The organism is Streptomyces liliiviolaceus (genome assembly GCF_018070025.1).
GTDB lineage: Bacteria > Actinomycetota > Actinomycetes > Streptomycetales > Streptomycetaceae > Streptomyces > Streptomyces liliiviolaceus.
Map to the genome: position 1 here is coordinate 6,148,179 of NZ_JAGPYQ010000001.1, position 26,046 is coordinate 6,174,224.

The 26,046-nt window shown below is 71.5% G+C and carries 28 protein-coding genes; 10 read left to right on the forward strand and 18 right to left on the reverse strand.

The window, feature by feature from the left end:
• Positions 1 to 58 precede the first annotated feature (58 nt).
• Entirely contained in the window at positions 59 to 790 is a 732-nt protein-coding gene (locus J8N05_RS26780; RefSeq protein ID WP_210890410.1) for a dienelactone hydrolase family protein, read from the reverse strand.
• A gap of 221 nt (positions 791 to 1,011) precedes the next feature.
• Entirely contained in the window at positions 1,012 to 1,404 is a 393-nt protein-coding gene (locus J8N05_RS26785; protein WP_210886914.1) for a MerR family transcriptional regulator, read from the reverse strand.
• Between the two features lie 61 nt (positions 1,405 to 1,465).
• Here J8N05_RS26785 and J8N05_RS26790 point away from each other — a divergent pair, with 61 nt between their 5' ends.
• Positions 1,466 to 2,572 carry an alkene reductase gene (locus J8N05_RS26790; protein WP_210886917.1) on the forward strand — a complete coding sequence of 369 codons (1,107 nt, stop codon included), beginning with the start codon at positions 1,466 to 1,468 and terminating at the stop codon, positions 2,570 to 2,572.
• On the opposite strand, the gene J8N05_RS26795 is transcribed toward J8N05_RS26790, so the two are convergent.
• Both J8N05_RS26795 and J8N05_RS26800 read right to left on the reverse strand, forming a co-directional pair.
• Positions 2,542 to 4,737 (reverse strand): 2Fe-2S iron-sulfur cluster-binding protein, encoded by a 2,196-nt coding sequence (locus J8N05_RS26795; RefSeq protein WP_210886920.1) that lies wholly within the window; start codon positions 4,735 to 4,737, stop codon positions 2,542 to 2,544. The two genes, J8N05_RS26790 and J8N05_RS26795, sit on opposite strands and share 31 nt — an antisense overlap.
• Positions 4,738 to 4,748: 11 nt before the next feature.
• Positions 4,749 to 5,540 (reverse strand): siderophore-interacting protein, encoded by a 792-nt coding sequence (locus J8N05_RS26800; RefSeq protein WP_247706504.1) that lies wholly within the window; start codon positions 5,538 to 5,540, stop codon positions 4,749 to 4,751.
• Between the two features lie 122 nt (positions 5,541 to 5,662).
• Between J8N05_RS26800 and J8N05_RS26805 the strand changes: the two genes are divergently transcribed.
• The gene (locus J8N05_RS26805; protein WP_210886926.1) at positions 5,663 to 6,283 is read left to right on the forward strand and encodes a TetR/AcrR family transcriptional regulator; all 621 of its coding nucleotides are present in this window, start codon (positions 5,663 to 5,665) and stop codon (positions 6,281 to 6,283) included.
• On the opposite strand, the gene J8N05_RS26810 is transcribed toward J8N05_RS26805, so the two are convergent.
• The 4 genes from J8N05_RS26810 to J8N05_RS26825 are packed head-to-tail and all read right to left on the reverse strand — an operon-like array spanning position 6,262 to position 8,036.
• Positions 6,262 to 6,621 carry a Rossmann-fold NAD(P)-binding domain-containing protein gene (locus J8N05_RS26810; RefSeq protein WP_247706505.1) on the reverse strand — a complete coding sequence of 120 codons (360 nt, stop codon included), beginning with the start codon at positions 6,619 to 6,621 and terminating at the stop codon, positions 6,262 to 6,264. The genes J8N05_RS26805 and J8N05_RS26810 overlap by 22 nt on opposite strands.
• Complete coding sequence (locus tag J8N05_RS26815; RefSeq protein ID WP_210886928.1) at positions 6,618 to 6,770, reverse strand: hypothetical protein; 153 nt, start codon at positions 6,768 to 6,770, stop codon at positions 6,618 to 6,620. The genes J8N05_RS26810 and J8N05_RS26815 overlap by 4 nt, the downstream gene beginning before the upstream one ends.
• Positions 6,767 to 7,249 (reverse strand): GntR family transcriptional regulator, encoded by a 483-nt coding sequence (locus J8N05_RS26820; RefSeq protein ID WP_210886931.1) that lies wholly within the window; start codon positions 7,247 to 7,249, stop codon positions 6,767 to 6,769. Before J8N05_RS26820 ends, J8N05_RS26815 begins: the two co-directional genes overlap by 4 nt.
• Positions 7,242 to 8,036: a hypothetical protein gene (locus tag J8N05_RS26825; RefSeq protein ID WP_210886935.1), complete on the reverse strand. Its 795-nt coding sequence runs from the start codon at positions 8,034 to 8,036 to the stop codon at positions 7,242 to 7,244. The genes J8N05_RS26820 and J8N05_RS26825 overlap by 8 nt, the downstream gene beginning before the upstream one ends.
• A gap of 511 nt (positions 8,037 to 8,547) precedes the next feature.
• Here J8N05_RS26825 and J8N05_RS26830 point away from each other — a divergent pair.
• Complete coding sequence (locus J8N05_RS26830) at positions 8,548 to 9,156, forward strand: hypothetical protein (RefSeq protein ID WP_210886937.1); 609 nt, start codon at positions 8,548 to 8,550, stop codon at positions 9,154 to 9,156.
• Positions 9,157 to 9,237: 81 nt separating this feature from the next.
• On the opposite strand, the gene J8N05_RS26835 is transcribed toward J8N05_RS26830, so the two are convergent.
• On the reverse strand, positions 9,238 to 10,512 hold the full coding sequence (locus tag J8N05_RS26835; protein ID WP_210886940.1) for a DUF6357 family protein: 1,275 nt from the start codon (positions 10,510 to 10,512) through the stop codon (positions 9,238 to 9,240).
• A gap of 125 nt (positions 10,513 to 10,637) precedes the next feature.
• Positions 10,638 to 11,726, reverse strand: coding sequence for an alcohol dehydrogenase catalytic domain-containing protein (locus tag J8N05_RS26840; RefSeq protein ID WP_210886943.1), 1,089 nt, complete (start codon positions 11,724 to 11,726; stop codon positions 10,638 to 10,640).
• A gap of 101 nt (positions 11,727 to 11,827) precedes the next feature.
• On the opposite strand from J8N05_RS26840, the gene J8N05_RS26845 reads away from it, so the two are divergent.
• On the forward strand, positions 11,828 to 12,721 hold the full coding sequence (locus tag J8N05_RS26845) for a LysR family transcriptional regulator (RefSeq protein WP_210886945.1): 894 nt from the start codon (positions 11,828 to 11,830) through the stop codon (positions 12,719 to 12,721).
• A gap of 50 nt (positions 12,722 to 12,771) precedes the next feature.
• Here J8N05_RS26845 and J8N05_RS26850 read toward each other — a convergent pair whose 3' ends face one another.
• The gene (locus J8N05_RS26850; protein WP_210886948.1) at positions 12,772 to 13,443 is read right to left on the reverse strand and encodes a response regulator; all 672 of its coding nucleotides are present in this window, start codon (positions 13,441 to 13,443) and stop codon (positions 12,772 to 12,774) included.
• A complete protein-coding gene (locus J8N05_RS26855; protein WP_247706506.1) occupies positions 13,440 to 14,642 on the reverse strand; it encodes a sensor histidine kinase in 1,203 nt (400 codons plus the stop codon). The genes J8N05_RS26850 and J8N05_RS26855 overlap by 4 nt, the downstream gene beginning before the upstream one ends.
• Positions 14,643 to 15,005: 363 nt before the next feature.
• Here J8N05_RS26855 and J8N05_RS26860 point away from each other — a divergent pair, with 363 nt between their 5' ends.
• Positions 15,006 to 15,371: a peptidase inhibitor family I36 protein gene (locus tag J8N05_RS26860; RefSeq protein ID WP_210886954.1), complete on the forward strand. Its 366-nt coding sequence runs from the start codon at positions 15,006 to 15,008 to the stop codon at positions 15,369 to 15,371.
• 105 nt (positions 15,372 to 15,476) lie between these two features.
• Positions 15,477 to 16,328: a hypothetical protein gene (locus J8N05_RS26865; RefSeq protein WP_210886956.1), complete on the forward strand. Its 852-nt coding sequence runs from the start codon at positions 15,477 to 15,479 to the stop codon at positions 16,326 to 16,328.
• Positions 16,329 to 16,342: 14 nt separating this feature from the next.
• Here J8N05_RS26865 and J8N05_RS26870 read toward each other — a convergent pair whose 3' ends face one another.
• Positions 16,343 to 17,308, reverse strand: coding sequence for a pirin family protein (locus J8N05_RS26870; RefSeq protein WP_210886959.1), 966 nt, complete (start codon positions 17,306 to 17,308; stop codon positions 16,343 to 16,345).
• A 183-nt stretch (positions 17,309 to 17,491) separates the two neighbouring features.
• On the opposite strand from J8N05_RS26870, the gene J8N05_RS26875 reads away from it, so the two are divergent.
• On the forward strand, positions 17,492 to 17,839 hold the full coding sequence (locus J8N05_RS26875; RefSeq protein ID WP_210886962.1) for a tetratricopeptide repeat protein: 348 nt from the start codon (positions 17,492 to 17,494) through the stop codon (positions 17,837 to 17,839).
• Positions 17,840 to 17,882: 43 nt separating this feature from the next.
• Here the strand turns inward: J8N05_RS26875 and J8N05_RS26880 are convergent, their stop codons facing one another.
• Positions 17,883 to 19,331, reverse strand: coding sequence for a PepSY-associated TM helix domain-containing protein (locus tag J8N05_RS26880; RefSeq protein ID WP_210886965.1), 1,449 nt, complete (start codon positions 19,329 to 19,331; stop codon positions 17,883 to 17,885).
• 176 nt (positions 19,332 to 19,507) lie between these two features.
• On the opposite strand from J8N05_RS26880, the gene J8N05_RS26885 reads away from it, so the two are divergent.
• The gene (locus J8N05_RS26885) at positions 19,508 to 20,149 is read left to right on the forward strand and encodes a peptide deformylase (protein WP_210886968.1); all 642 of its coding nucleotides are present in this window, start codon (positions 19,508 to 19,510) and stop codon (positions 20,147 to 20,149) included.
• Positions 20,150 to 20,235: 86 nt separating this feature from the next.
• Here the strand turns inward: J8N05_RS26885 and J8N05_RS26890 are convergent, their stop codons facing one another.
• The gene (locus J8N05_RS26890; protein WP_210886971.1) at positions 20,236 to 21,672 is read right to left on the reverse strand and encodes a dihydrolipoyl dehydrogenase family protein; all 1,437 of its coding nucleotides are present in this window, start codon (positions 21,670 to 21,672) and stop codon (positions 20,236 to 20,238) included.
• Between the two features lie 113 nt (positions 21,673 to 21,785).
• Here J8N05_RS26890 and trxA point away from each other — a divergent pair, with 113 nt between their 5' ends.
• Complete coding sequence (trxA, locus tag J8N05_RS26895) at positions 21,786 to 22,172, forward strand: thioredoxin (protein ID WP_407699979.1); 387 nt, start codon at positions 21,786 to 21,788, stop codon at positions 22,170 to 22,172.
• Between the two features lie 138 nt (positions 22,173 to 22,310).
• Here the strand turns inward: trxA and J8N05_RS26900 are convergent, their stop codons facing one another.
• Both J8N05_RS26900 and J8N05_RS26905 read right to left on the reverse strand, forming a co-directional pair.
• Positions 22,311 to 23,345 carry a LacI family DNA-binding transcriptional regulator gene (locus J8N05_RS26900; protein WP_383944299.1) on the reverse strand — a complete coding sequence of 345 codons (1,035 nt, stop codon included), beginning with the start codon at positions 23,343 to 23,345 and terminating at the stop codon, positions 22,311 to 22,313.
• 135 nt (positions 23,346 to 23,480) lie between these two features.
• Positions 23,481 to 24,143: a TetR/AcrR family transcriptional regulator gene (locus J8N05_RS26905; protein ID WP_210886980.1), complete on the reverse strand. Its 663-nt coding sequence runs from the start codon at positions 24,141 to 24,143 to the stop codon at positions 23,481 to 23,483.
• A 118-nt stretch (positions 24,144 to 24,261) separates the two neighbouring features.
• Here J8N05_RS26905 and J8N05_RS26910 point away from each other — a divergent pair, with 118 nt between their 5' ends.
• The gene (locus J8N05_RS26910) at positions 24,262 to 24,825 is read left to right on the forward strand and encodes an NAD(P)H-dependent oxidoreductase (RefSeq protein ID WP_210886982.1); all 564 of its coding nucleotides are present in this window, start codon (positions 24,262 to 24,264) and stop codon (positions 24,823 to 24,825) included.
• 151 nt (positions 24,826 to 24,976) lie between these two features.
• On the opposite strand, the gene J8N05_RS26915 is transcribed toward J8N05_RS26910, so the two are convergent.
• On the reverse strand, positions 24,977 to 25,858 hold the full coding sequence (locus J8N05_RS26915; protein WP_210886985.1) for an LLM class F420-dependent oxidoreductase: 882 nt from the start codon (positions 25,856 to 25,858) through the stop codon (positions 24,977 to 24,979).
• Positions 25,859 to 26,046 lie beyond the last annotated feature (188 nt).

Here is a 26,046-nt window from a genome sequence, read left to right on the forward strand (position 1 = left end):
CGCGGGGAACCGCGCGACCGGCCACGACGGACGGGGAGCATTTACTCGGCGCCGGAACTCACTTCAGGTGTCGGTCGAAGAACCGGCCGGCGTCCTCCCCCTCGAACCACGGCGTGCCGGTGTGGCCGCCCATGTTGGCGTGCAGGGTCTTCTCCTTGGTGCCGAAGGCGTCGAACAGGTCCAGGGCCCGCTGCCGGGGGTTCCCTCCGTCGTCCCACTGCAGCAGGAGCAGCAGCGGGACGGTGACCTGCCGGGCCTCCTCGCGCTGGGCGTGGGGCACGTATCCCCCGGCGAAGAACCCGGCGGCCGAGATACGTGGTTCGGTCGCCGCCAGCCGGATGCCGAGGGCGGTCCACCCCGAGTAGCCGACCGGGCCGCCTATCCCGGGCAGCGGGAGGAGGGCGTCGAGGGTGGTCCGCCATTCCGGGGCCGCCTTCTCGACCAGCGGGCCGACGAGGGACTCGAAGATCTCGTCGACCGGCTCGTCGGCCCGCAGCGCCCGGCGGAGGTCGGCGCGGGTCTGTTCGTCGGCGGCGGAACGGGGCCGGTCACCGCACCCGGCGGCGTCGATGGAGGCCACCGCGTAGCCGCGCCCGACCGAGTGCCGGGCCCGGGCCGCCAACCGGGCGTCGCTCTTGGGCAGGCCGTTGTTGTGGGCCATCAGGATCAGCGGGGCCGGTGCGGCGGATTCGGCGGATCCGGGCGTCCACAGGGTGCCGGGGATCTCGCCGAGGGTGAATTCGCGGGCGAGGACGCCGTCGTCGAGGCGCTGCTCGGACGTGAAGTGCAAGGTCGTGTCACGCAAGGGTCGGGCCTTTCGGGAGTGCTGCTGAACGGCGCTCCCGGACGACCTATCGCCCGACCGTGACCCCGGAGGAGAGCACCCATGTCGACAGTGATGTCACGGGTACCACCTCCTCGTCCTCTCGCACGGCCTCCGGAAAAGTAGCAGCGGCCATGCCCGCCCGCCAACGGGTTTTCACGGGACCCACCGGCCGCTGACGGCTCGCGTCACCGTGGTCGGGGCGCGCCGCTCTCCCGGCCCGGGGCCGCGGCGGCGGTGTCGATGATGCCGTCCAGCAGGGAGCGGGAGCGCTGCAGGTCCTCGATCATGCGGTCGATGCGGTCCCGCTCCACCGTCAGCTCGCTCACCAGGAACGCGTCGGCCGTCTCCGCCGGTCCACCGTCGCTGTCGCGCATGCAGGGCAGCAGCCGCACTATCTTCGCGCTGCACAGCCCGGCCGCGTAGAGCTCCTGGATCCGTCGTACCCGGTCCACCGCCTGTTCCGTGTAGTCCCGGTGCCCGCCCGGTGTTCGCTCCGCGGTCAGCAGGCCCTCCTGCTCGTAGTACCGCAGCGACCGTTCACTGACGCCCGTGCGCCGGGCCAGCTCACCGATTCGCATGACGCAGATCACATCATTTCGACTTGATTCTCACATTGACGTCAAGTTCTACGGTACCCACATGACGCACGAAACGACGACCTCCCCCCTCCTGGCCCCGGCCCGCCTCGGTACCCACGAGCTGGCGAACCGTCTGGTCATCGCGCCCATGACCCGTAACCGCGCCGAGAGCGACGGCACCCCCACCCCGCTGATGGCCGAGTACTACGCCCAGCGCGCCACGGCCGGGGCGATCATCGCCGAGGCGTCCACCCCGAACGCGGTCGGGCAGACGTATCCGAACATCACCGCGCTGCACACCGACGCCCACACCGCGGGCTGGCGCCAGGTCACCAAGACGGTCCAGGCCGCCGGCGGTCCGATGTTCCTGCAGCTCCAGCACGGCGGCCGGGTCGGCCATCCCGACAACAGCGGCCTCACTCCCCTGGCCCCCTCGCCGATCCCGCTCCCCGAGACCATCCACACCCCCACCGGGCGCCAGGAAGCTGTCGTCCCGCGCGAGATGACGGCCGACGACATCCGCCGGACCGTCCGTGACTTCGCCGACGCCGCCCGCCGGGCCGTCGACGCGGGTTTCGCCGGAGTCGAGGTGCACAGCGCCAACGGCTATCTGCTCCACCAGTTCCTCGCCCCCAACACCAACCACCGCACGGACGCCTACGGCGGCAGCGTCGCGAACCGCGTCCGCTTCACCACCGAGGTCGTGGACGCCGTCGCCGACGCCATCGGCGCCGAGCGCACCGGCCTGCGCATCTCGCCCGGCAACACCGTCAACGGCATCACCGACACCGATGCCGACGACCTCTACCCGGCCCTGGTGACAGCCAACGCGGACAAGGGCCTGGCCTATCTGCACCTCGCCTTCGCCGACCCCGGCCGGCCGCTCTTCGGCCGGCTGCGCGAGCTCTGGACCGGCACCCTCATCGCCAACCCGGTCCTGCCGCCCGACCGGATCCCCGCCGACGGCGGCCGTCTCGCCGCCGAACGCCTCCTGGCCGCCGGCGCCGATCTCATCGCCCTGGGCCGCCCCTTCCTCGCCAACCCCGACCTGGTCGAGCGGATCCGCAGGGGCGCCCCCGTCAATCCCGTACGCGACAGGTACGCGATGTACACGGGCGGTCCCACCGGCTACACCGACTATCCGACGCTCCCCGCGGAGTCCGCCTGATCGGCGATGTCGAGCGTCACCTTCGAGAGGGGGCAGCCGACGCAGGTCAGCACGTAGCCCTCGGCCCTCTGCTCGGGGGTGAGGCAGGTGTGCTCGGGTTGTGAGACCTCGCCGCCGCGCAGGCGCGCCACGCACTCGCCGCAGTTGCCGACCGTGCAGGAGTAGGGCATGGGCAGTCCCGCGGCGAGACCGGCGTCGAGGAGTGTCTGGCCCGGCTCGACCACGGTGGCTCCGACGAGGGTCCCCTCGTTCTCGACCGTCATCTCCTGGGGTGCCGCGGCGGCGGGGGCCGCCACGCCTCCGGTGAAGCGTTCCTGGTGCGTGCGTTCGTCCGGCACGCCGAGACGCTTCAGGACGTCCTGGACGGTGTCCATCAGCGCTTCGGGTCCGCAGACGTAGTGGTGTGCGCCGTCGGACAGGGACAGGCCGGTCACCCACCGGCGGACGCCTTCGGTGGCGAGCCGGCCGTCGCGGCGGGTGAAGACGTGGGTGACCGCCAGTCGCTCCGGAAAGTCCTTCTCCATACGGGTCAACTCGTCGCCGAAGATGATGTCCTCGGGACTCCGGCTGCTGTAGAGCAGATGGATTCCGCCCGCCGCGGCGGGATCGGACAGGCGGGTCCGGATCATGCTCATCATGGGGGTGATGCCGCTGCCCGCCGCGATGAGCACCAGTTCCTCGGGAGCCCGCGCCGGGGCGTGGAAGGTGCCGGAGGGGCCGCGTACCGCGAGGCGGTCCCCGGGTCGCAGACCGCGGTGGGCGTGCGTGGAGAAGAGTCCGCCCTCCACGTGCTTGACGGTGAGTTCCAGGTGCGTCGCGCCGGGGACGGAGGAGGCCGAGTAGGCACGTCGTACCGGCACGCCCGCCAAGTCCGTGACCAGCGTGAAGAATTGACCGGGGTGGAAGTCGAACCGTTCGGCGCGACCGTCCGCGTCCTCAAGGACCAGGGTTCGGGCGGTGGGTGTCTCCTGGCGTATCTCGCGGACCCGCACGGGCCGCAACGGGCTCTCCACGGCTGCGACTTGGGCGGCGCCCTGAAGGGCGTCGCCGTGCTGGGTGGGGGCGCGGACGTTGTCATACCCCTCCTTGCGCAGTCCGGCGACATAGGCGCGGTCGGCGACCTTGCGCAGGAGCCGGCTCAGCCCGGGCAGGGAGGTGACGAGTTTGATCAGCCATGCCGATCCGCCGCCGGACTCGGCCGAGTTGGCGGCCAGATGGGCGCCGCCCAGGGCCATCATGTCGGGTGTCCGGCCGTGGCCGGTCCGTCCTTCGGGCGTCCACAGCCGTGCGCCGGACACCGCCTCGTTGCCGCTCACCTCGGCGTGCTCCACGTCGATGACGAGTGCGAGATGCGGGGGCGTCCCGCGCAGGGCCAGCGTCCTCAGCAGCGCGGCGTCGTCGGTGATCGCGCCCCGCCCGTGGACGTGCAGCACACCGCTGCGGCCCGGGACGAGCGCGGCGAGGGAGAGCCGGTCGTCCTGGAGCAGGTTGTGCAGGGTGTCCGCGCGCTTGTTCCCCTTGCGGTCGGCGAGGACCAGGGTGCGGCCGTCCAGGATGCGGGCGACCGCCTGGCGATCGCCGCGCGGGCTGGTGTCGCCGCCGTTGTCCGTGTCCCAGGTGGACAGGGCCAGGAAGGGCGAGGCGGCCAGGAAGTCGCTCACGCCGGGGCCGGTCAGCGGGCCCTCCCCGGTCACCGGCTCGGCCGCCCGGAACGGGGCGGCCGGCTCCCACAGGCCGGAGCGGATCACGGCCTGCGCGCAGTGCACGTACGCCTCGGTGATGTCCACGGCCGTCTCCCCGCCCCTGAGGGCCGACGCGGTGCCGTTGACGCGCAGCACCTCGCCCACACCGGGCAGCAGGAAGAACAGCGAGACCGGACCGGGCGCGACGGACCGCCCGGGAACGCGGAAGGAGAACCGCTTCGGGGAGTGGACGCGCGCGAACCCGGGCGCCCCGCCGACGAAGGTGGTCCGGGCGGTGCCGTCGGCGTCCCGGTGGCCGAAGGCCGCGACGGGGCTGTGGGCCAGGACGTCACGGCAGCCCGCGTCGAGGACGCCGATCTGCTTGCGCATGACGATCACGGCCGGGCGGCCGACGACCGCCTCGACCTCGGCCGCGGACGAGAGCCGGTGCAAGGGGTCCGGGCGGAGTGTGTGCTGCTGCATGGGAGTCCCTTTCAGCCGGGGGTGGACCGGCCGAGTCGCCAGTAGCCGTAGAAGGAGATGTCCCGCTTGGGTACGCCGCGGTCGTCGGCCAGGTGCCGCCGGACGCCGGTGGCCAGCCGGGACTCGCCGGCCACCCAGGCGTAGAGGGGGCCTTCGGGCAGTGCGGCGTCGCGGATCGCCTCAAGCGCGCGGACGCCCGGCCGCAGGGTCTCGTCGTCGCGGCTCAGCCAGTGGAAGCGCACGCCCGCCTGCGCGGGAACGGGCCGGAAGTCGGCCGCGGTCGCCACTTCCACGAAGACCTCGGTGGGCAGCGGGTCCGGGTCGGCCTCCAGGATCGCCAGGACGGCCGGCAGCGCGCTGTCGTCCGCCACCAGCAGCCGCCCCCGGGCGTGGGCGGGCGGCCGGTACATGGTCCCCAGGTCGAAGATCCCGGCCTGGTCGCCCGGCCGGACCCGGCGCGCCCATGAGCTCATGGGCGAGTCGCCGTGCAGGGCGAACTCGATGTCGATCTCCTGCTCCGCGGGCCGCAGCCGCCGGACGGTCAGGTTGCGCACCCACGGGCGGACCGCCTTGGGCATGAGCATCACCTGGACCATCCACCTGGCCTCGTTCGAGGCGGTCGGCATCCTCAGCTCGCTCTGCCCCTCCCTCGGGAAGAAGAGGCGGACGGCCTGGTCGCCGCCTCCCGGGACGAGGTCCCGCACTCCGGGACCGCCGAGGGTGACGCGGGCGAAGCCGGGGGTGAGCTGCTCGCGCCGCCGCACCTCCAACGTGATCGTCCTGCGCTCCCGGGGAACGCTCACCTGGGGGATCACGGACGCGCTCCGATGCTGTGGCTTCGCCTGTTTGCGCAGGTCATGGCACTATTCTGAGTAAAAGCTCACGTCTTGGCTACTCGCTTTTCGCCGCCCGGAAGGACCGCCGGATGCCCTCCGACGAACGCCGCATCACCCCACGTCGAACGCCTCGGCAGGTGCGCGCCGAACTCACCCGTGAGCGCATCCTCGGCGCCGCTGCTCACGTTTTCGCCGAGTACGGCTACGCCGCCGGCACCACCAACCGCATCGCCGAGCACGCCCGTGTGTCCATCGGCTCGCTGTACCAGTACTTCCCGAACAAGGACGCCATCCTCGCCAAGCTGCTGGTCCGGCACATCGACCGCGGTGGCTGGGCGGGGGCCGACGAACTGGACCTGTCCCCCGGCAGCCTGGAGGAAGCGGTGCTGGCCCTGGTCCGCGACGCGATCGACCACCATCGCGACGACCCGCAGCTCCTGCGGATGATGATCGAGGAAGCGCCGGTCTCCAGCGAACTGATCGAGGCGATGGACCGGCACGGCAAGGACCGGGTGCGGCAGATACGCGATGTGCTCGCCCGGCATCCGGACGTCCGGGTGGAGGACCTCGACATGGCCGCGGAACTCGTGGTGGGCACGGTGGAGATGAACACCCACAAGCTCATGGCGAGCCCGCACCCCATCCAGGTCGAGAGGCTGGAGAGGGAGCTGACCGCCATGCTCACCCGCTACCTGAAAGGTGATCGGTAGCCGCCGGAACGGGTGTCGCGCTCCGGGGCGAACCGGGAGACGGGCCCCGCGTTCCGGGCGAGGCCGGTGCCGGGGACGAACCCCGGGTCGAAGGCGACGGCGTCGATCCCGGCCGGCAGCCGGCGCGCGTACTCGTGCACCAGATGGATCGCGGCCAGTTTGCTCGTGGAGTACGTGGTACGCCCGTCGGCCGCGGTGTCCGGCCCGGGGAAGGCTCCCGGACGGGCGAGGACGTCCGGGGACTGCCACGCGGGACCCGGCACCATGCCCAGGTTGTGCCTGAAGTCGACGGCGTCCGGCAGCAGCGACGAGGGAAAGCTCGACCTCCTGCGCGTCACGGGCGGCCGCACTTCCACCGCACGCCCCTGACATCGGCTTCGGCTTCGGCTTCGGCTTCGGCTTCGGCTTCGGCTTCGGCTTCGGCTTCGGCTTCGGCTTCGGCGCGAGCCGACCGCCCCTGCGCCGGGCCGCGTACCGCCCCCTTCATCGGGGCGTTCCCCCGGGCAGCCGCTGCACCACCGTGGTGGCGACGTCCGCAGTCCGGTGACCGCGCGTTCCGCTTCCGGGCGCGGGCGAAGGGGAAGAGGATCCGGGTTCCAGGGCGTCGCGGACCGCGGCCATGATGTCCTCCGTGTCCGCGCCGAGCGCTCGGGCGGCCGAGGTGAAGTCCCGCGCCAGCGTGGTGAGTCGGCCTGCGTCGTGCGCGTGGGCGTCCGGCGGGAGCGGTGCGACCCTGGTGCCCGCGCCCCGGCGGGTCCGGATCAGCTCGGCGGCCTCCAGTTCACGGTAGGCGCGGGCCACCGTGCCCGGCGCCAGCCCGAGGTCGGTGGCGAGTTGGCGCACGGTCGGCAGCCGCTCCCCCTCCGCCAGCCGGCCGGTGCGGATCAGTGCGGCCAACTGGGCGCGGATCTGCTCGTACGGCGGGACCTGGCCGGTGGTGTCGACGCGGACGACGGGGTCACTCATCGCCGGACGTCCCCTCGTGCGCTGCCTCGTCGTCGACGGCCCTGGGTGCCACCACGGTGGCCAGGGACCATCCGAAGCAGAACATGCCCAGCAGGCCGAGGGGGCAGATCGCCACGATGGTGGCGGCGCCCAGCGGGCCGGCGCAGGCCTTGTCCGTGAGCGCGACGAACAGCATCAGTACGACGAGCAGCACCTGGCTGGACACCAACAACCCCCAGGCGCCGGTGACGGCCCAGGCCCGGTCGCGGCGCTGCTGTTCGTCGCCCGTGCCGTCGGCGATGCGGCGCAGGGCCCAGACGCAGACCGGGGTCGCCACCGCGAGCGCGGCGAACATCGGGCCGCTGTAGTACAGACCGGGCCAGGGGCCGAGGGTGGTGTGGATCCCCTCGCAGGTGACGTTGATGACGCTCCCCGCCCTGTCGGGCCGGTCGACGACCGAGGAGGCCGTGAGCGCGCCGGTCACCAGCAGGGCCACGAGGATCGCCGCCTGCAGGAGAAGCAGGGGCGCCATCCGCGGCGGCACCTGGTCGCGGATCAGCCGCGGGGCGAGACTCGCGGTGCGCACCGCCTCCTGGGGGTGCAGGGTGAAGGCGTCGCCAAGGAGCACACCGCCCACCGCGCACAGCCCGAAGGCGGTGATGGCGAACACCAGGGGCAACGCGATGTCACCACTGCTCATCGTGATCAGATGCTGTGCGGCCACGATACCGATGGCCAGCCCCGACCAACGGGCGTAGTGGTCGGCATGGTCGAGGATGCGGGACTGCAGTGGGACAGTGTCGAGCATCTGGAGATCCCCCGAACGAGCTTGTACCAATCGATGGATACAAGATGGCTCGCACCGACATGTTGTGTCAAACACTCGGTACAAGATGGGTGACCGGGGCCCGAGGGCGGGGCCGGTACGCGGAGCCGCCCCCGCCGCAAGAGGATGGCCCTGTACGGGATGCGGCACTTCTTCGCGCCTAACCGCCCGAGCCGCAAAAGCGTCGGGGCGAGCGGGGGCTCCGTTGTTGCGCCGTCGAACCATCCGGCCGGTTTTCGTCGCGCTCTTCGAGATGCGCGACGAATGGTCCGCCTCACCCCGCCGCCACCTCCCCGAAGGTGATTTGGGTGATATCTACCGTGACAAGGGAGACTGTCCGGCGGCTGCGTGTTCCGGCCGAATGGCACTCGCTTCGGCACCCTCCCATACGGGTCGCCGGAGGCCATGTACCCGGAGATTACTGGGCAGTTGACCTCAGGGTTTCGTGGTAGCGTCCCTGTTCAGAGGGACAGTGCAACCTGAAAGGGAAATCGTGAACACGGAGAAGACCGCCGCTCGCCGCCTCTCGCTGGAAGAGGTGACGAAGCTCGGCGTGAAGGACAGGATCTTCGTTTCCGCCAACACGGCAGAACTCAAGATTCCCGACTGCTATGTCTCTGCTTTTCTGACCAAGCCCGGTGAGGATTTCGAGGGCGGTTCGGTCACGGCGCGAACCGTATTTCAGGAAGAGATTTCCTGCCTTCCCGACGACGAGAACGAAGCCGGAATCTACTTGGCCGACGAAAACGGCTCGGTGACCATCGAGGTCCTCCAGTCCGCCGGTGTCGTGCTGGACCTGGCGCTTTTCGTCCCCGGTGGGGACAAGGGTGCTCTCACGGCCCTTTACGCCGCGGCCCGGCAGGCGTTCGGCGCCGACGTCGTGCAGATCTGGCGTCAGGGCCTCAAGGAGGTTCCCGACGTGAAGGTCGACATCTTCGAGGAGCAGATTCCCCGGGGGCGCAAGGCGACCGACAGCCCCAAGCGTGACCGTCGCGCGATCGACACCTACCCCACTCGTGCGGACTTCATCGAGTTCTCCGACGGGTGGAAGCCGGTCGTCGAGATTCACCGGCCGGTTGTCGACGACACCCCGACCATCTGAGGCGACGTCACCTTGCGTTCTCGGCCTGAGAAAACGCCGAGAACGCAAGCGCCGGCGCACTTCGATGTGCTCCCGCCGGGACTACCGGGCGTCGCGCCGTCGACGTGCGCGCTCGAACTCGTCGACGTCCGACATCCAGGGACCGTGTTGTTCGAGTGCGGCGCAGCCACCACGGACGAAGACGCTCACCAGGTTCCGGTACCCGCCGATCCCGTCGACCAGGCTGTACTCGACCCGGTACTCCGGATCCGCCCCGCCCTCGCCCTCGCCCTCGCCCTCGCGCAGCGTCGTGATCCGGGCGGCGGAGTCCGCGTAGAAGTGGAGCTGGATCCCTTCGCCCAGCTCCTCGTCCTCGATGGTGAACACCTCGTTGTCCGAGGCGGAGCGGTTGCCCACGAACTCCCAGAACTCCGCGGCGGCACCGCGGGGACCGTCCCGTAGCCACTTCTTCTCGACGCCCTTGTCGTCCGTGAACGACAGAGCCGTCCTGCTCGCGCTGCCGCCGGAGTCGGTGCGGTGGTCGGCAGCCTCCTCGTCGTCCTCCATGGGTGTCTTCCTGGAGCGGTCCGCGGCCTCCGAGCACATCAGGAAGCTCACGGTACGCACGGCGTCATCGACGAGTTCGGGGTGCGCACGGCGCACGGCCGCTTCGACCGTCGTCCGCATCCGCTCCCAGTCGCGCTTGTCCGTGGCACGGTTTCCCCGTCGCGGATCGCGGCCGATCCGCATCCCGGCGCACGCCTGCTGCGCGGTGGCGATCACCCGTACGACCTCGGGCAGCAACGCGGGCTCGACGGCATCGGGTATCCGTCCCGGAACCGTCGCGCCGTGCAGATACTGGCCCGTGTACCGCAGAATCGCGGCGTCCAGGGGGCCGAGCACTGCTCCGCGCTCGGCGCGACGGCGGTCCGCGTCGTACTCCTGGGCCCGTTTCCCGTTCGACGTCTCCGTCGCCGCGCGCATCGCCGCGCACACCTGACCGCGCTCAAGCAGACGGATGTCGGCCCCGTGGGCGATGAGCCGGCTCCTGTCCCACCGGATGCGCTGGAAGAGCGCGTCGACGTCCGCGGGCGCGGCGAGGAGGATCGGGTCCAGGAGCGCGGCGGCAGCGTCCTCGTCGAGCCGGCCCCGGGTCCCGGCGGCGTCGCACAGCGGAAGGACCGCACTCCACAGCAGCAGGTGTCTGGCCAGGTCCTCCCGGATCACCGCGAGATGGGCTTCGCTGATCGGGAACGTGAACGTGCGAGGCTCGTGGTTGGCGTCGGCCCCGGCACCGAGCGTCAGTTTCAGCCCGCCGTCCTCACGGATCACGTTCGGGATCCAGCCACTGGTGCGGGTGAAAACGATGTCGCTCATGGACCCAGTCTTCCCTGGCACGGCATCGGCCGGCCCCACGGGGGTTGCAGCCCCGTCCCGCACCGCCCCGGTCCGGCTTGGACGGACCGAACCGCCCGCCGCCCCACTGGCGTCGCCGGGCCGTGTCAGCCGGGCGACGGCGTGAGGGTGGTGCGGTCGAACGGGCCGCCGTGCGCGGCGGCGTACGCGAGGGCGTCGTTGACGGCGTCGAGGCCGAACGAGCGGACCCGTTCGGGGGCGAGGTCCAGAGCGCCCGAGGCGAGGAGCCGGATGATGCCGACATTGGCTGTGCGCGGGTACATCCACTGTCCGCGTACGGTGATCGAATTGCGCATGATCCATGGGTACGGCAGGGCTAGGTCGTCGCCACCGAGCATGCCGACGCCGCCCATGAGGACGACGCGTCCGTACTCGCGCACGGTCATGGCCGCCGCGCGCGACGCCGAGCTGGGCGCGCCGGGCGGGAGGAGGTCGATCACCATGTCGATCGGCCCGCCGGCCGCCTCCAGGAGTGCCGCGCGGTCGGTGGCCTCGTCCCCGGTCAGCGGGACGGGGCGCAGACGCGGGCCGAACCGGTCGGCCAGGAGATCGAGTGCGGCCCGGTTGCGGCCCGGGGCGATCACCCGGCCCGCGCCCATCGCGAGGGCGACGGCGACCGCGCTGCTGCCGAGGTTGCCGGTGGCGCCGCTGACGAGCAGGGTCTCGCCGGCCGCGAGTCGGCCTGCCAGCAGTCCGCCGTAGGGGATGGCGTGCACGGTGAGCGCGGCCCAGCGGGCCGGATCGTCTTCTGCCGCCGGGGGCAGCGGGAAGACGTTCTCGGTCGGGACTCGCATGAACTCGGCGAACGCGCCGTCGTGCAGGTGGCGGGCGAGCTGTGCGCCGCCCTCGCCGCGCGAGCTCCAGCCCTGGAGCGCGATGTCGGGTGTCAGGGCGTCGTCGCGTGAGCGCACCGTCGAGTCGCACCACACGAGGTCGCCGACGCGCAGCCGGGTGGCGTCCGGACCGATGTGCAGGATCCGACCCACGCCGCCGACGCCGGGCACGACAGGGGGAACGAGGGGGTAGTTGCGTTTGCCGCTGAAGACTTCGGCCGCGTAGGGCGCCACCCCTGCGGCGAGGACCTCGACCACGACCTCGCCGTCTCCGGCCTTGGGGTCGGGCAGCTCCCGCACCGTGAGCGGGGCGCCGAACTGGGTCAGAACTGCTGCTCGCACGTGATGGCCTCCTGGTTCGTCCGTGCTCGTGGCATCGACGTTAGGAGCTGGACAGGCATGCGGGAAGCGATGATCCGGCATGTGTGGTATGCGTAGGCCGCATGGACATCTCCAGTGCGGGACTGCGGGTGCTGCGGCAGATCGCCGAGTCGGGCAGCTTCACCGCGGCGGCCACCCACCTCGGCTACACGCAGTCGGCCGTCTCACGCCAGGCCGCCGCCCTCGAACGCAGCGCCGGCGCCGTCCTGTTCGAGCGCCGCCCGGACGGGGTGCGGCTGACCGCCTCCGGCCTGACCCTGCTGCGGCACGCCCACACGGTCCTGGCCTCGCTCGCGGAGGCCGAGCGTGAGCTCGCCGGCGCCGCCTCCCGGACCGAACGGGTGCGACTGGGCGTGGTCCTGAGCGCGGGCGCGGCCATCCTGCCCGCCGCGCTCGCACGCCTGGCGGAGGCCGGCCCGCCCCTCACGGTCACCACCAGCGAGGGCACCACACCCCGTCTGGTCCGGGCGCTGCGTGCGGGCTCGCTCGACCTTGCCGTGCTGACGTCCCGCCCGCCCCACCGGCCCTTCGACGGCGATGCGCCGCCCCTGCACGTCGAGACCGTCACGGACACCGAGCTGGTGGTGGCGGTGCCCTCGACCGGAGAGTTCGCGGGACGCACCACGGCGCACGTCGACGAGCTGGTCGACGCCGGGTGGATCGCCGCCCCCTCGTCGAGGGCCGAACCGCTGCTCGGTGTCTGGCCCGGCCTGCCCGGACGGCCACGGATCGTCCACTCCGTGGGCGACTGGCTGACCAAACTCCAGCTCGTGGCCGGCGGCTTCGGCGTGACGACGGTGCCGTCCCGGCTCTCACCCCTGCTGCCGCCCGGGGTGAGTCTGCTGCGCGTGGACGGCGCACCGCCCGAGATCCGCCGGGTCCTCGTGGCCCGCCTGCCCGGCCGCCCCACCCCGGCGGTCACGGCCGTCACCCGAGCCGTCACGTCGACCGCCTGAACCACCACAGCCGCGCGCGAGCGAGCGCCCGCGCCACTCAGCGGTGTCCCTCAGATGACCGCCTCACCCGGCACCACCAGCCCTGATTCGTACGCGAGCACGACGGCCTGGGCACGACTCTCCAGGTGCAACTTGCTCATGGTGCGGTTGAGATGGGTCTTGACCGTTGCCTCACTGATGTGGAGCCGCCCGGCGATCTCGGCGTTCGACAGTCCGGCCGCGGTCAGCCTCAGCACCTCACGCTCCCGAGTGGTGAGGATGCCCAGCCGCGCCGGGATGACGGCGGCCGGGTCGGCGCGGCGTATGTACGCCTCGATGAGTCTGCGGGTCACGCTCGGTGCGAACAGCATGTCTCCGCGCGCCACCGCGTTGACCGCCTCGACCAGTTGCTCCGGCCCCGTGTCCTTGAGCAGGAACCCGGAGGCTCCCACCCGCAGGGCCGCGTACACGTACTCGTCCAGGTCGAAGGTGGTGAGCATGAGAATCTGCGGTACGGGATCGGCGACACTGCTCAGGATGCGCGCGGCGGCGGTGGTGCCGTCCATGCCGGGCATACGGATGTCCATCAACACCACGTCGGGCCGGGTCTGCATCGCGCGCGCCACTGCCGTCTCGCCGTCCTGGGCCTCCCCGACGACTTCCATTCCAGGGGCCGTTCGCAGCAGGGCCACCAGGCCGGCCCGTATCAGATCCTGGTCGTCGACCACGAGCACGCTGGTCATGCCGGTGGCCGTCCTCCTTCAGGGTCGAACCGTTCGGAGCTCACGGGCAGAGTGAGGCGCACGCGGAATCCTCCCTCCGTCCGTGGGCCTGCGTCCGCTGTTCCACCGTAGAGCCTGGCGCGTTCCCGCATGCCGATCAAGCCGTGTCCGGAGGGCGGCGCGACATTGGCCCGAACAGAGCGGCCCGTCGAGCGGCCGTTGTCGGAGACCGTGACGACCAGTTCCCGGCGCCGGTACTCGATGTGCACCGAGGCGTCGGCCGAGGGGGCATGTTTGATCACGTTGGTGAGTGACTCCTGCACCACCCGGAAGGCACACAGTTCCATACCTTGCGGCAGCGTCCGGGGCTCCCCGGAGGTGCGGACCTCGACGGACACGCCGGCGGTCCTGACCCGCTCGGCCAGGTCCGCGACCTGCGCCAGCCCGGGCACGGGTGCGTAGGCGTCCCGGGCCTCTCCTGCTCCGGCAGGCGCGTCGTCCTCGGAGCCGTGACGCAGCAGCGTCAGCATGCGACGCAGCTCCCGCAACGCCTCCTGGCTGGATTTCGCAATCGTTCCCAAGGCAGTGCGGGCGGTCTCAGGGGCGGAGGAGAAGACGTATCCCGCCATGCCGGACTGCACGCTGATCACCGACATGTGATGGGCGATCACATCGTGGAGTTCTCGGGCGATACGGCGCTGCTCCTCCGCGACGGCCTGCCGCGCGCGCCATTCCTGTTCACGGTGGAGTTGCGCCGTCACCTCGGCGAGCTGGTGGTTGCGCTCGGCCAGCTGTCTGCTCCGGTGTCCGAACACCCACACCACTGCCGGTACCACCACCGCCTGCACCACCGCGACCAGGACGCCCGGTTCGCGAGCGGCCAGGCCGCTGTAGAAGATGACCGCGGCGGCCAGCGCGGCGCCGACCGCGGATGCGCGCGTGGAACGGTGGGCCGCGACGCTGTAGAGAGCGATCGCGGGGCACCAGAAGTTGAGCGAGGGCTGGTAGCCGGCCGCGAGATACGCGGCGAAGGCCAGGCAGGAACTCACCAGTGCCAGGAACGGCGCGATGCCGCGCAGCGCGAGCGGGAGGCTGACCAGGGCGCTCAACGCGTAGGCGAACAGGTCGAAAGGGGGCCACCCGGCAGGGTGGTACTGCTGGCCGACGACGGCTGCGGCCACCGTCAGGCCCACGGCCAGCACGCCATCACCAACAGGCACGCCCACCGGGCGAAACCGCGCCGTCGACTTGGCAGTTGTCCACACCGGCGCACCTTACGCACCCACGCGCCGACCGGTCGTCATACCAGAGGAGCAGAAGACCGCGGGCCTGCTCTGCTACGAGGGTTTACGTAGTCCGCGGCTTTCCACCCGCGCTACCCCGTGAGGTGGACAGCACCGGCGGCATAACGCGCCGGTTGCAGGCAGAACGCACAACTCTCGTCTGACGTCCCACTTCCCGCTCCTGCGTACTTTTGTTGCGCCAGACCTTGAACGATCGGCCAGGAACAGACGTGACGTATCTCCGTCCGTCCGCAGGTCAATTGGCCGACGACCCATCAATTGAGGGAAAGGGAACGGACCATGTGGAAAATCCATGGCGTCAAGGCGTTCGTCGTCACCGGTGCCGTCATCAGTGCCGTAGTGGGTGCGGGCACGAGCGCCCAGGCCGCCGGCGCTCTGCACATGTACGAGAAGAACAACTTCAAGGGCGGGCACGAATACGTCACCCGGACGGACAAGGACCTGCGCAACAACTACTACGACAACGGCAAGAAGGTCGACAACAACACCAGCTCGGTGAAGAACACGACCTCTCGTTACGTGGACCTGTGGCAGAACGTCGGCTGCACGGGCGCTCACACGACGTCCTACCCGCACACGCAGGACAAGAAGCTCAGCAACGACGCGATCAAGGACAACCGCCTGAGCTGTGTGAAGTTCAGGTGAGCTGAACCCGACCGGGCGGCCCCGCCCCGTTCCCCCGGGGCCGGGCCGCCCCGCTCACCCACGCAGCCGGACAAGAAACAACGAACCGCGGAGAGCAAGGTCATCATGCAACCTCACCGATACGCGGGAACGCTCCTCGTCCTCGCCGCCGTCGCCGGCTGTTCGGCCGCACCGCCATCACCGCGGTCCAGCGCTGTCCCGGCCCCCAGCGCCGAAGTACGCAACCTGGTGCTGCCGCTCGATCGCTACGAGCTGTCCCCGAGCGACACGCAGGTCATCGAGTCGGCGGAGGACGTCATCGTCCGGCGCTGCATGGCGGCACAGGGATTCTCCTGGCCACTCCTGCCGCGCTCCGGGGACACCGAGCCGGTCAACCGCCGCCGCTACGGAGTCGTCGAGCTGTCCGTCGCCCGGCGCTTCGGATACCACCTGCCGCCCGACGCTCCGGAGACAGCACACCGACGGGCGCTGGCCGAGACGCGGGAGGACGCCCTGCGACCAGCGGGGAAGCGGGCCGCCTACAGCGAGCAGGGCCGTGGCGGCTGTTGGAACAAGGCACACGCCCAGCTTCTGGAGAACGTCCCCACCTCGAACCACGACCTGCTCAACCGCGTCGTCGTGGCGTCGTTCGACACGGCTCGGCAGGACAAGGCCGTCGTGCGGACCGTCACCGCGTGGAGCGCCTGCATGCGCCGGTCCGGGCACCCCTACGCGGATCCGCTGGCAGCGGCCGGCGACGGACGCTGGGCCCGCTCAGCTCGTCCCAGCGCCGAGGAACTCCGCACGGCCGTCGCGGACGTGCGCTGCAAACAGAAGACACTTCTGGTCCGTGTCTGGGCGCATGCGGAAGAGCGCGCGCAGAGAACTGCGGTGCACAAGCACCGCAAGGATTTCAACGCCCTGATGCGTACGAAGACTTCCTGGTTGGCCTCTGCTCACGAGGTGCTCGATTCATGAGGTGCTCGCCCCGGTCAGCGCACCCGCCCCCGCGGCTTCAGCGGTACGGGCGGCAGGGCCGGCGCGGAGAGCGGACCCCCGGCGTACCCCTTCACCTCGCCGAACCGCGACCCCGTCGCCCAGTCGGCGCGGGCCTGCTCGATCTCCGTCTGGGAGCGGCCGATGAAGTTCCACCACATGATCAACTCCTCCTCGAACGGCTCGCCGCCGAGGAGCATCAGGCCCGCGTCCGACTCGGCCCGCAGGGGCAGTTCGGTGCGGCCGCAGCCGAGGTAGAGCATGGAGCCGGGCAGCAGCGGTACGCCGTCGACGTGGGCCTCGCCGGACATGGACAGCACGGCGTACTCGAAGTCCGGCTCCAGCGGCAGGCGTACGTCCGCGCCCCGGTCGAGGGCCAGATCGGCGCCGACGATCGGCGTGTACGTCGTGCCGGGCGAGGCGGCGCCGTCGACACCGCCCAGGATGATCGTGGCCTTGAGACCGGGGGCCGTGACGACGGGCAGCTCGCTGTGGTGTTCGAAGTGTGGGTCGGTGTGGCGGTCGGTGTCGGGCAGGGCGACCCACAGCTGCGCGCCGTGCAGGAAGCGGGCGTGCGACCTGGGGCTCTCCTCGGAGTGGCTGATGGCCCGGCCGGAGGTCATGAGGCCCAGCTCGCGCGGGCGGATCGTCTGCAGGCTGCCCGTGGAGTCGCGGTGCAGCACCTCGCCCTCGTGCAGCCAGCTGACGGTCTGCAGGCCCATGTGCGGATGCGGCGGGACCTGCATGCCGGGCTCTTCGGCGATGTCGTCGGGACCGTAGTGATCGACGAAGCACCACGCGCCCACCATGCGCCGGCCCAGATTGGGCAGCAGCCGCCGGACCTCGCTGGACTCGCCGAGCTTGACCCGGCGGGGGCTGAGGAGTTCACGTACCGGCTCCGCCACCACGAAACCCCGGCCGCCGCACAGAGCGGGAACGGCCTCGCGATCAAGATTGCTCATGGCCCACAACCTAGCCCCGTGGAGGACCGTCCGTCATACCGTCCCCCCGTCCGCCGGCAGCCGCCCGACCGAGAACCGGCGCACGCGCCGGGAAGACCGCCGACGCACCACCGCACAGGTCGTGGAATATTCAACAACACCGTGCGGTTCTGGCCGTCGAAAGAAACAGAGGAGGTCACAGACGTGGACACGACCTACTACGACCACGGGACGACCGCGGAGCGCTGGGAGCGCGCCCGGATGTTCTTCGACGCCAAGGAGTACGCCGCCTCGGCGCGCGTTCTCGACAGCCTGGTCGAGGAGGTGCCGCAGGAGACGGGCCCGCGCCTGCTGCTGGCCCGTGCGTACTACCACTCGGCGCAGCTGAGCCGGGCGGAGGCCGAACTGCGCGTCCTCGTCGAGAACGACCCCGTCGAGCACTACGCCCGTCTCATGCTCGGCCGGACGCTCCAGCGGCAGGGCCGCGACGACGAGGCCGGGACGCACCTGCGGCTCGCCTCCGCCCTCGCGGGAGATTTCGACTCCCTGTGAGCGGAGCCCCCGGGCGGCCCTTGGCCGCCCGGGGCCGGGTCCGCTACTTCGCCGACTCCTTCTCGGTCTCCCGCTCCGCCTCCCCGACGGCCCCCTTCGCGGGGCCGTACGTGCGTCTGCCCCGCCGGTAGGCGATCTCGCCCAGGATCACGTCCACCGCGATGAAGGCGGCCAGCGAGATGCCGAGGAGCGGCACGAAGTACCCGAGGACGGCGACGCCCGCCATCAGCGGGACGAGGATGTGCGCGGGCACCTGCTGCCAGGCGCCGCGCGGGATCGGACGGCCGAAGGCCGAGGCGCGGCCCCGCTGCCACCACATGCGGTAGCCCCACAGGATCAGCAGGATCAGGCTGAGGGCGAGCGCCATCAGCACCAGCTGGTTGACGATGCCGAAGAGGATGCCGGTGTGCGCGTCGATGCCCCAGCGGGTGAGCTTCGCCAGTACCGGGTAGTCGGCGAACCGCACGGTGTCGGTCACCTCGCCGGTCGCGGGGTCGACCGCGACCGCGTCCTGCTTGGTGGGCCAACTGCGCTGGACCTGGCTGACCTTGTACGCCGACTCGGCGTCCGCGGGCGGCACGATCTCCACCGGGTCGCCCAGGCCCTTCGCCCGCGCGGCGGCCAGCACCTTGTCGAGGCCGACGCCGTGTTCGACGCCCCCCTCGGCCGATCCCGAGCCGTGGCCCGCGTGTTCGCCGCCCGCGGCGGCCGACACCGACGGGGTCGCCTGGCGCAGCGAGGTGCGCAGTTCGTCGATGTTCGCTCCGGCGTACGTCGACCAGGTCAGGCCCGTCGCCGAGAGGAAGACGAAGCCGACGGCGGCCCAGACGCCCACCGAACCGTGCAGACCGAGGGTGCGCCGGCGCCCGCTGGTGCCGCGTATCCTCCGCTGCGTACGACGGCGGCCGAACCAGAGGACGAGACCGCCGCCGGCGATCACCCACAGCCAGCTGGCGGCGAGTTCGCTGTAGAGGCGGCCGTCGTCGCCGAGCTTCAGGTTCGCGTGGAACTCGTCGATCCAGGTGCGCAGCGGCAGGGCGCCGCTGGATCCGTACTGTTCGAGCGCGCCGCGCACCTCGGCGGTGTACGGGTCGACGAACACCGCGAGGGTGTGGGTCTCGCCGATGCCGGAGACGCCGGACAGCATCACCCTGGTCGTCGCGTCGTCCTCCGGCGAGGGGCGTACCGCGGAGACCGTGCCCTCCGGGTGGGCCTTGCGCGCGGCGGCGACCTGCTCGGAGATCGGCAGCTTCCCGTCGCCGACCGGGACGGTCATCTCGTGCGAGTAGAGGATCTTCTCGGCCTGGAAGGACGCCGCGTAGAGGAATCCGGTCGTGGCGGCGACCAGCAGGAACGGGGCGACGAGCACTCCGGCGTAGAAGTGCAGCCGCAGCACCAGCGGGCGCAGCGGCGCCCAGCCGCCGCGTTTGGGCGGGGCGGGGGTGGCGGACCGCGGGGACTCGTCCGTCTCGGTCGTGGGAGCGGTGGACATCGGCTGGCTTCTCCGGTCGGGCAGGGGACGACGGGGCCGTACTCGGCCGTTGCGGTGCAGTAGTCGGTGGGCGGGTCCGTCGAGTTCCCGGAGATTCCTGTGGTGTGGGTCACACACCTGTTCGTGCGCCAGGGAGCCGCCTCGCACCGCGGAGATCCGCTTGGCATGCTGGCGCGATGGCATCATCCAGTGACCTCACGCCCCTCAGCGACCGGGTGGAGGAACTCCTCTCCCGTACGGGCCCGTTGCCGATCGTCGCCGCCGGTGACCCCGTGCTGCGCGGTGCGGCCGAACCGTTCGACGGCCAGCTCGATCCGGCGCTCCTGGCCCGCTTCGTCGCGGCCCTGCGCGACACCATGCACGCGGCGCCGGGAGTCGGCGTGGCCGCGCCCCAGGTGGGCATTCCGCTGCGGATCGCGGTGATCGAGGACCCGGCGCCCGTCCCGGACGAGATCCGCGAGGTACGCGGCCGGGTACCGCTGCCCTTCCGGGTTCTGGTCAACCCGGTGTACGAGCCCGTGGGCACCGCGCGTGCCGCGTTCTTCGAGGGCTGTCTGAGCGTGCCGGGCTGGCAGGCGGTGGTGGCGAGGCCCGCCGAGGTGCGGCTCCTGGCGCGGGACGAGCACGGCGGGCCGGTGGACGAGGTGTTCACGGGCTGGCCGGCCCGGATCGTCCAGCACGAGACGGACCACCTGGACGGCACGCTCTATCTCGACCGGGCCGAACTGCGCTCGCTGTCCTCGAACGAGGCGATGGCGCAGCGGTGGGCCCAGCCGACTCCGGCCGAGGCGGCGAAGGGGCTGGGCTTCCACCTGTAGCGCGGGTTGTCCGCAGTGCGGGCTGTCCGCCCGGTCGGAACCGGCCGGGCGGCAGCCCGCGCGGCCGGTTCCCCTGCCGGGCCGGGCTACTTGCTGTCGCGGTAGGCCTCCAGCAGCCTCAGCCACACCTCGCTGACCGTCGGGTAGGACGGGACCGCGTGCCACAGCCGGTTCACCGGGACCTCTCCGACGACCGCGACCGTGGCGGAGTGGATCAGTTCGCCGACGCCGGGGCCGACGAAGGTGACGCCGCGCAGGGTCTCGGTGTCCAGGTCGACGATCATGCGGGCCCGGCCGCGGTAGCCGTCGGCATACAGGCCGGCGCCGGCGACCGTGGCGAGGTCGACGTCGACCGCCCTGACGCGGTGGCCGGCCTGCTCGGCCTCGGCGAGGGAGAGGCCCACGGAAGCGGCCTCCGGGTCGGTGAAGACGACCTGGGGGACGGCGGCGTTGTCGGCGGTCGCGGAGTGCGCGCCCCAGGGGTCGGTCTCCAGCAGCGGCACACCGGCGGCGCGGGCGGCGATGGCCGCGCCCGCGATCCGGGCCTGGTACTTGCCCTGGTGGGTGAGCAGGGCGCGGTGGTTGACGTCGCCGACGCCGTACAGCCAGTCGGTGCCCGTGACGCGGAGGCTGTCGTCGACCTCCAGCCAGGAACCGGGCGTGAGGCCGACCGTCTCCAGGCCGACGTCGTCGGTGCGCGGGGCGCGTCCGGTGGCGAAGAGGATCTCGTCGGCCTCGATGCGGTCGCCCGTCGAGGTGGTGACGACGACCGTGCCGCCCTCCCGTGTCACCGACTCGACCGAGGCGCCGGTGCGGACGTCCGCGCCCGCCTCGGTGAGCGCCTCGGCGACCAGCTCGCCCGCGAAGGGCTCCATGCGGGGCAGCAGGCCCTTGCCGCGGACGAGGATCGTGACCTGGGAGCCGAGGGCCTGCCAGGCGGTGGCCATCTCGACGCCGACGACTCCGCCGCCGACGACCACGAGGCGGCCCGGGACGGCCTGGGCGCTGGTGGCCTCACGGCTGGTCCAGGGCTTGACCGCGTCGATTCCCGGCAGGTCGGGCAGGACGGCCCGGGTGCCGGTGCTGACCGCCACGGCGTGCCGGGCGGTCAGTACGTGCCGTTCCCCGTCGGGGCCCTCGACGGTGACCCGGCGCGGTCCGTCGAGCCTGCCGTGTCCTCGGTAGAGGTCGACTCCGACGCCTTCGAGCCACTGGACCTGGCCGTCGTCCTTCCAGTCCGAGGTGTAGTAGTTGCGGTGGGCGAGGACCTCCGCCGCGTCGAGGGGGCCCTGCACGGCCTGGCGCAGTCCTGGCACCTTGCGGGCGTCGGCGCGGGCGATCACCGGGCGCAGCAGGGCCTTGCTGGGCATGCAGGCCCAGTACGAGCACTCGCCGCCGACCAGTTCGCTCTCCACGATCGCGGCGGAGAGGCCTGCCGCGCGGGCGCGGTCGGCGACGTTCTCCCCCACGGGCCCGGCCCCTAGCACCACGACGTCGTACACGTTGGTTTCCGTTTCCGTCATGGGGTCAGTCTGGTCGTTGGTGTGGGTCGTGGCCACACGGGTATGCGCGCGGAATACGGCGCCGGTCGGTGCCGTTGTGCACAACGGCCACGCACCGACCCCGAGAAGAGGGAATCAACACCATGAGCAGCACCGTGGAGCTCACCAAGGAGAACTTCGACCAGACGGTCACGGACAACGAATTCGTCCTGATCGACTTCTGGGCGGCCTGGTGCGGCCCGTGCCGGCAGTTCGCCCCTGTCTACGAGAAGGCGGCGAAGGCCAATTCCGACCTGGTGTTCGCGAAGGTGGACACGGAGGCGCAGCCGGAGCTGGCCGCGGCCTTCGAGATCCAGTCGATCCCGACGCTGATGATCATCCGCGACCAGGTGGCGATCTTCTCCCAGCCGGGTGCGCTGCCCGAGGCCGCCCTGGAGGACGTCATCGGCCAGGCCCGCAAGCTGGACATGGACGAGGTCCGCAAGTCGGTGGCGGAACAGCAGGCGAAGCAGGCCGAGTAACACCCGGGTCGCGGAGGGCCCGAAAGGGGCGCGGGGAACTGCGCGAGCAACCCCCACGCACCCGCGGATCACCACGCACGGCGGCACGTCGGCCGCCCGCGGGGCAACGCCCCGGGCCGGCCGGCACCCGCCGAGCCGTCAGCTCGACTCCCGGTGGACGACCTCCGCCCCCAGCACCACCCGGGCCTCCGGCTCCGCCGACGGCTCCCGCACCGCCCGGTCGACCAGCTCGGCCAGCTCCCGCCCGGACGGCAGCTCGATGTGGACCGTGCTCAGCCGCGGCCTCAGCAGCCGTCCGAGCATCAGATCGTCCGCGCCGACGACGGCCGTCTCGTCCGGGACGGCGACGCCCTCGTCCTGCAGCGCACGCATCAGCAGCATCGCGAACTCGTCGTTGTACGCGAAGACGGCGTCCAGGCCGAGCGACCGCCAGCGCCCCGCGAGATCGGCCGCGGCCTTCTCCTCGTAGGCGAGCGGCAGCTCGGTGACCGTGGCGTCCGTGCCGGTCAGGGCCTGCCGTACGCCTTCGAGCCGGGGCCTGGAGAAGATCTCCAGACCGGGATCCTCGGGCACCAGCACCCCGACGCGCCGGTAGCCCCGGGCCAGCAGGTGCGCGCCGACGCTGCGGCCGACCTCCTGGTGGTCCATGAGGAGCGCGTGTGCGCCCTCGATGCGTTCGGGGCCGAGGGTGACCACGGCCCGGGCGCCGGAGCGCTTGAGCACGGAGACGCCCCGCGGCCCGAGGCCCCCGCCGGGCGCCAGGACGGCGACCGGCCGCAGCTCGGCCCAGGCGCGGGCCGCCTCGTCGCCCTGGAGGCCGAGGCCCCCGTACTGCACGACGGTGTATTCGAGGCGGCTGAGCGCCCACTGGAGTTCGTTGAAGAACTGGCTGTAGAGCGGGCCGACGGGTACGTCCGGCGCGGGCATCAGGACCATGCGGCTGTGCCCGGCGCGCAGACTGCGGGCCGCGGCGTGCGGCACGTAGCCGAGCTCCTCGGCGGCCTGGTGGACACGGCGGCGGGTGGGCTCGCTGATCCGTACGGCGCTGGTGTTGTTGAGGACGTAGGAGACGGTCGCGCGTGACACACCCGCCAGACGGGCCACATCGGCACTCGTCGGCACGGAGCGCTGCGCGGGCGGCGGAGGGGCGGATGTTTTCGGTATCTGCACCATGAGGTACGGCATCCTTGCAGAAGCCCCACGCGGGCCCGGGGCCGGGGTGCGCCCCAAGTCGCTTTCCTGCCAAGGCAGTTCCGCACGGATCAGACGTGCCGCTCCGGGCGGATCAGGCGTGCCGCTCCAGCCGGGTCAGGCCGGCGGCTCCGTACGCGTCAGGCGTGCGACCAGGTCGGTCCAGCCCGCTTCGAGCCGCTCCAGCGGCATCCCGCACTCCTTGGTCAGGTGGTGGATCAGCGCGGGGTCGAGGTACCCCATCAGCGTCTGGGCGAGGAGTGCGCAGTCGGCGTCCGGCGCCGCCTGGCGCAGCAGCAGGGTGACGTGGCCGGTCAGAAAACGCTGGGGCGGGAACGAGTAGCGGCGGGCCGGTTCGGGCTGGGCGGCCAGTTGCAGATCCAGTTGCTCGACCGACTGCCGCAGGACGGCACGTCCGAACGCCTCCAGCCGCTCGACCGGCGGCGCACCGGGGCCCAGGGGCGGCGGCCCGCTGAGGAAGGCGGCCTGGAGCTGCTTGGCGGAGTGGTCCAGGAGCGCCATGAGCAGGCCGGTGCGGTCGCCGAAGCGGCGGAAGACGGTCCCTTTGCCGACCTCGGCGGCCACGGCCACCGCCTCCATCGTGACGCCGGCCGCGCCGTGCTCCGCGACCAGGCGGGCGGCGGCCTCCAGCAGCCGGGCCCGGTTGCGGGCCGCGTCGGCACGCAGGCACGGCTCGTCCTCACCGGAGGTCAGCTCCAGGAGAACAGGCTCGCCGATCGGCTCCTGAGGCTTGGGAAAGGGCGGCAGGGAGGCGGACATGAAGACAGCGTAACGCCGGGGGAAGAAAACTGGACCGTGGTCCGTTTGGCTGGTAGAACTTTAAACGGACCCCGGTCCGGATCGTAATGGCAATGTTTCATCCTCCTTGGAGCCCCCCATGACTGTTCGTATCCTCGCGCTCGTCGGCAGCCTTCGCGCCGGCTCGCACAACCGCCAGCTCGCCGAGGCCGCCGTCAAGCTCGCGCCCGAGGGCGCGGAGGTCGACCTGTTCGAGGGCCTGGCCGACATCCCCTTCTACAACGAGGACATCGACGTCGAGGGCGACGTCCCGGCCGCCGCCGCCCGGCTGCGCGAGGCCGCGGGCAGCGCCGACGCCATCCTGCTCTTCTCGCCCGAGTACAACGGCACCATCCCGGCCGTCCTGAAGAACGCCATCGACTGGCTGTCCCGCCCGTTCGGCGCGAGCGGCCTCAAGGACAAGCCCCTCGCCGTGGTCGGCACCGCCTACGGCCAGTACGGCGGCGTCTGGGCGCAGGACGAGGCCCGCAAGGCCGCCGGTATCGCCGGCGCGAAGGTTCTTGAGGACATCAAGCTCTCCATCGCCGGCTCGGTCGTCCGCTTCGCCGAGACGCACCCCTCCGACGACGCCGAGGTCGCCGCGCAGCTGACCGAGGTCATCAGCCGCATCCACGGCGAGGCCACCGCGCCCGTCGCCGCCTGACCCTCACACCTGCACACCTGCACATCTCCTGCTGACGCGCGGCCCTCGCCGCGCGTCGCAGTCGTACCCAGCACCGGTGCCGCACGCGGTACTCGTGTCGTACGCGGTACTCGTACGCGGTACTCGTGTCATACGCGGCAGCAGGTGCGCCTCAGCCGAGTCCGGCCAGCCGCTCGACCACCGGGGCGACGCCGCGCTCGATCCACTCGGCGGGTTCGTCGACGCGCGGGCCCAGGATCACGGTCTCGATGCCGAGCTTCGCGTAGTCCGCCATCTCCCGTGTGAAGGCGTCCAGTTCGGCCCCGCTCCGGGGGTCGCCCGAGTGGACCATCGTCTTGCGCACCTCGGTGTGGTCGCGGCCCACGGCGTCGCAGTGCCCGCGCAGGACGTCCAGCTTGTGCCCGACCTCCTCGGGGGTCGAGGCGAACAGGTTGCAGGCGTCCGCATACCGGGCGACCAGCCGCAGCGTCTTCTTCTCGCCGCCGCCACCGACCATGATCTCCGGACGCGGGGCGCTCACCGGTGCGGGTACGCAGAGGGTTTCGGCGAGCCGGTAGTGCTTGCCCTCGAAGGGTCCGTTCGTCTGCGGGTCCCACATCTGCAGACAGATCCGCAGCGTCTCCTCCAGCCGTTCGAAACGCTCCGCGAGCGGCGGGAACGGCACGCCCAGGCCCTCGTGCTCGCGGTCGTACCAGGCCGCCCCGATCCCCAGCGTGGCCCGCCCGCCCGACAGGACGTCGAGCGTGGTGGCGATCTTGGCGAGGAGTCCGGGATGCCGGTAGGTCACCCCGGTCACCAGCGTCCCGAGCCGGACCGTCGAGGTGTGGGCCGCGAGGAAGCCGAGGGTCGTGTACGACTCCAGCATGGCGTCCTCGGCACCGCCGTTGAACTCCATCTGGAAGTAGTGGTCCATGACCGACATCCAGCTCACGCCCGCGGCCTCGGCGGCGGCGCCCGCCGTGGCCAGTTCGGGGCCGAGCGCACTCGCGCCGCGGGGGTGGTTGAACCGGTTGATGTGCACGCCGACCCGCATGTTCTTCTCCGTCGCCCTCGGACCACCGCCGGACGGTCGCCGACTCCCGTGACGGTAGAACTTGAAGAGCACTCGAAGGCAAGGGCGGAGGCAGAGGCAGAGGCAAGGGCGGACCACCATGAAGGGCCCGGCGCACGGGCTGTCCGCCGTCCCCGCCAACGCGGTCGGACGCCCCGTACCGCTTACGC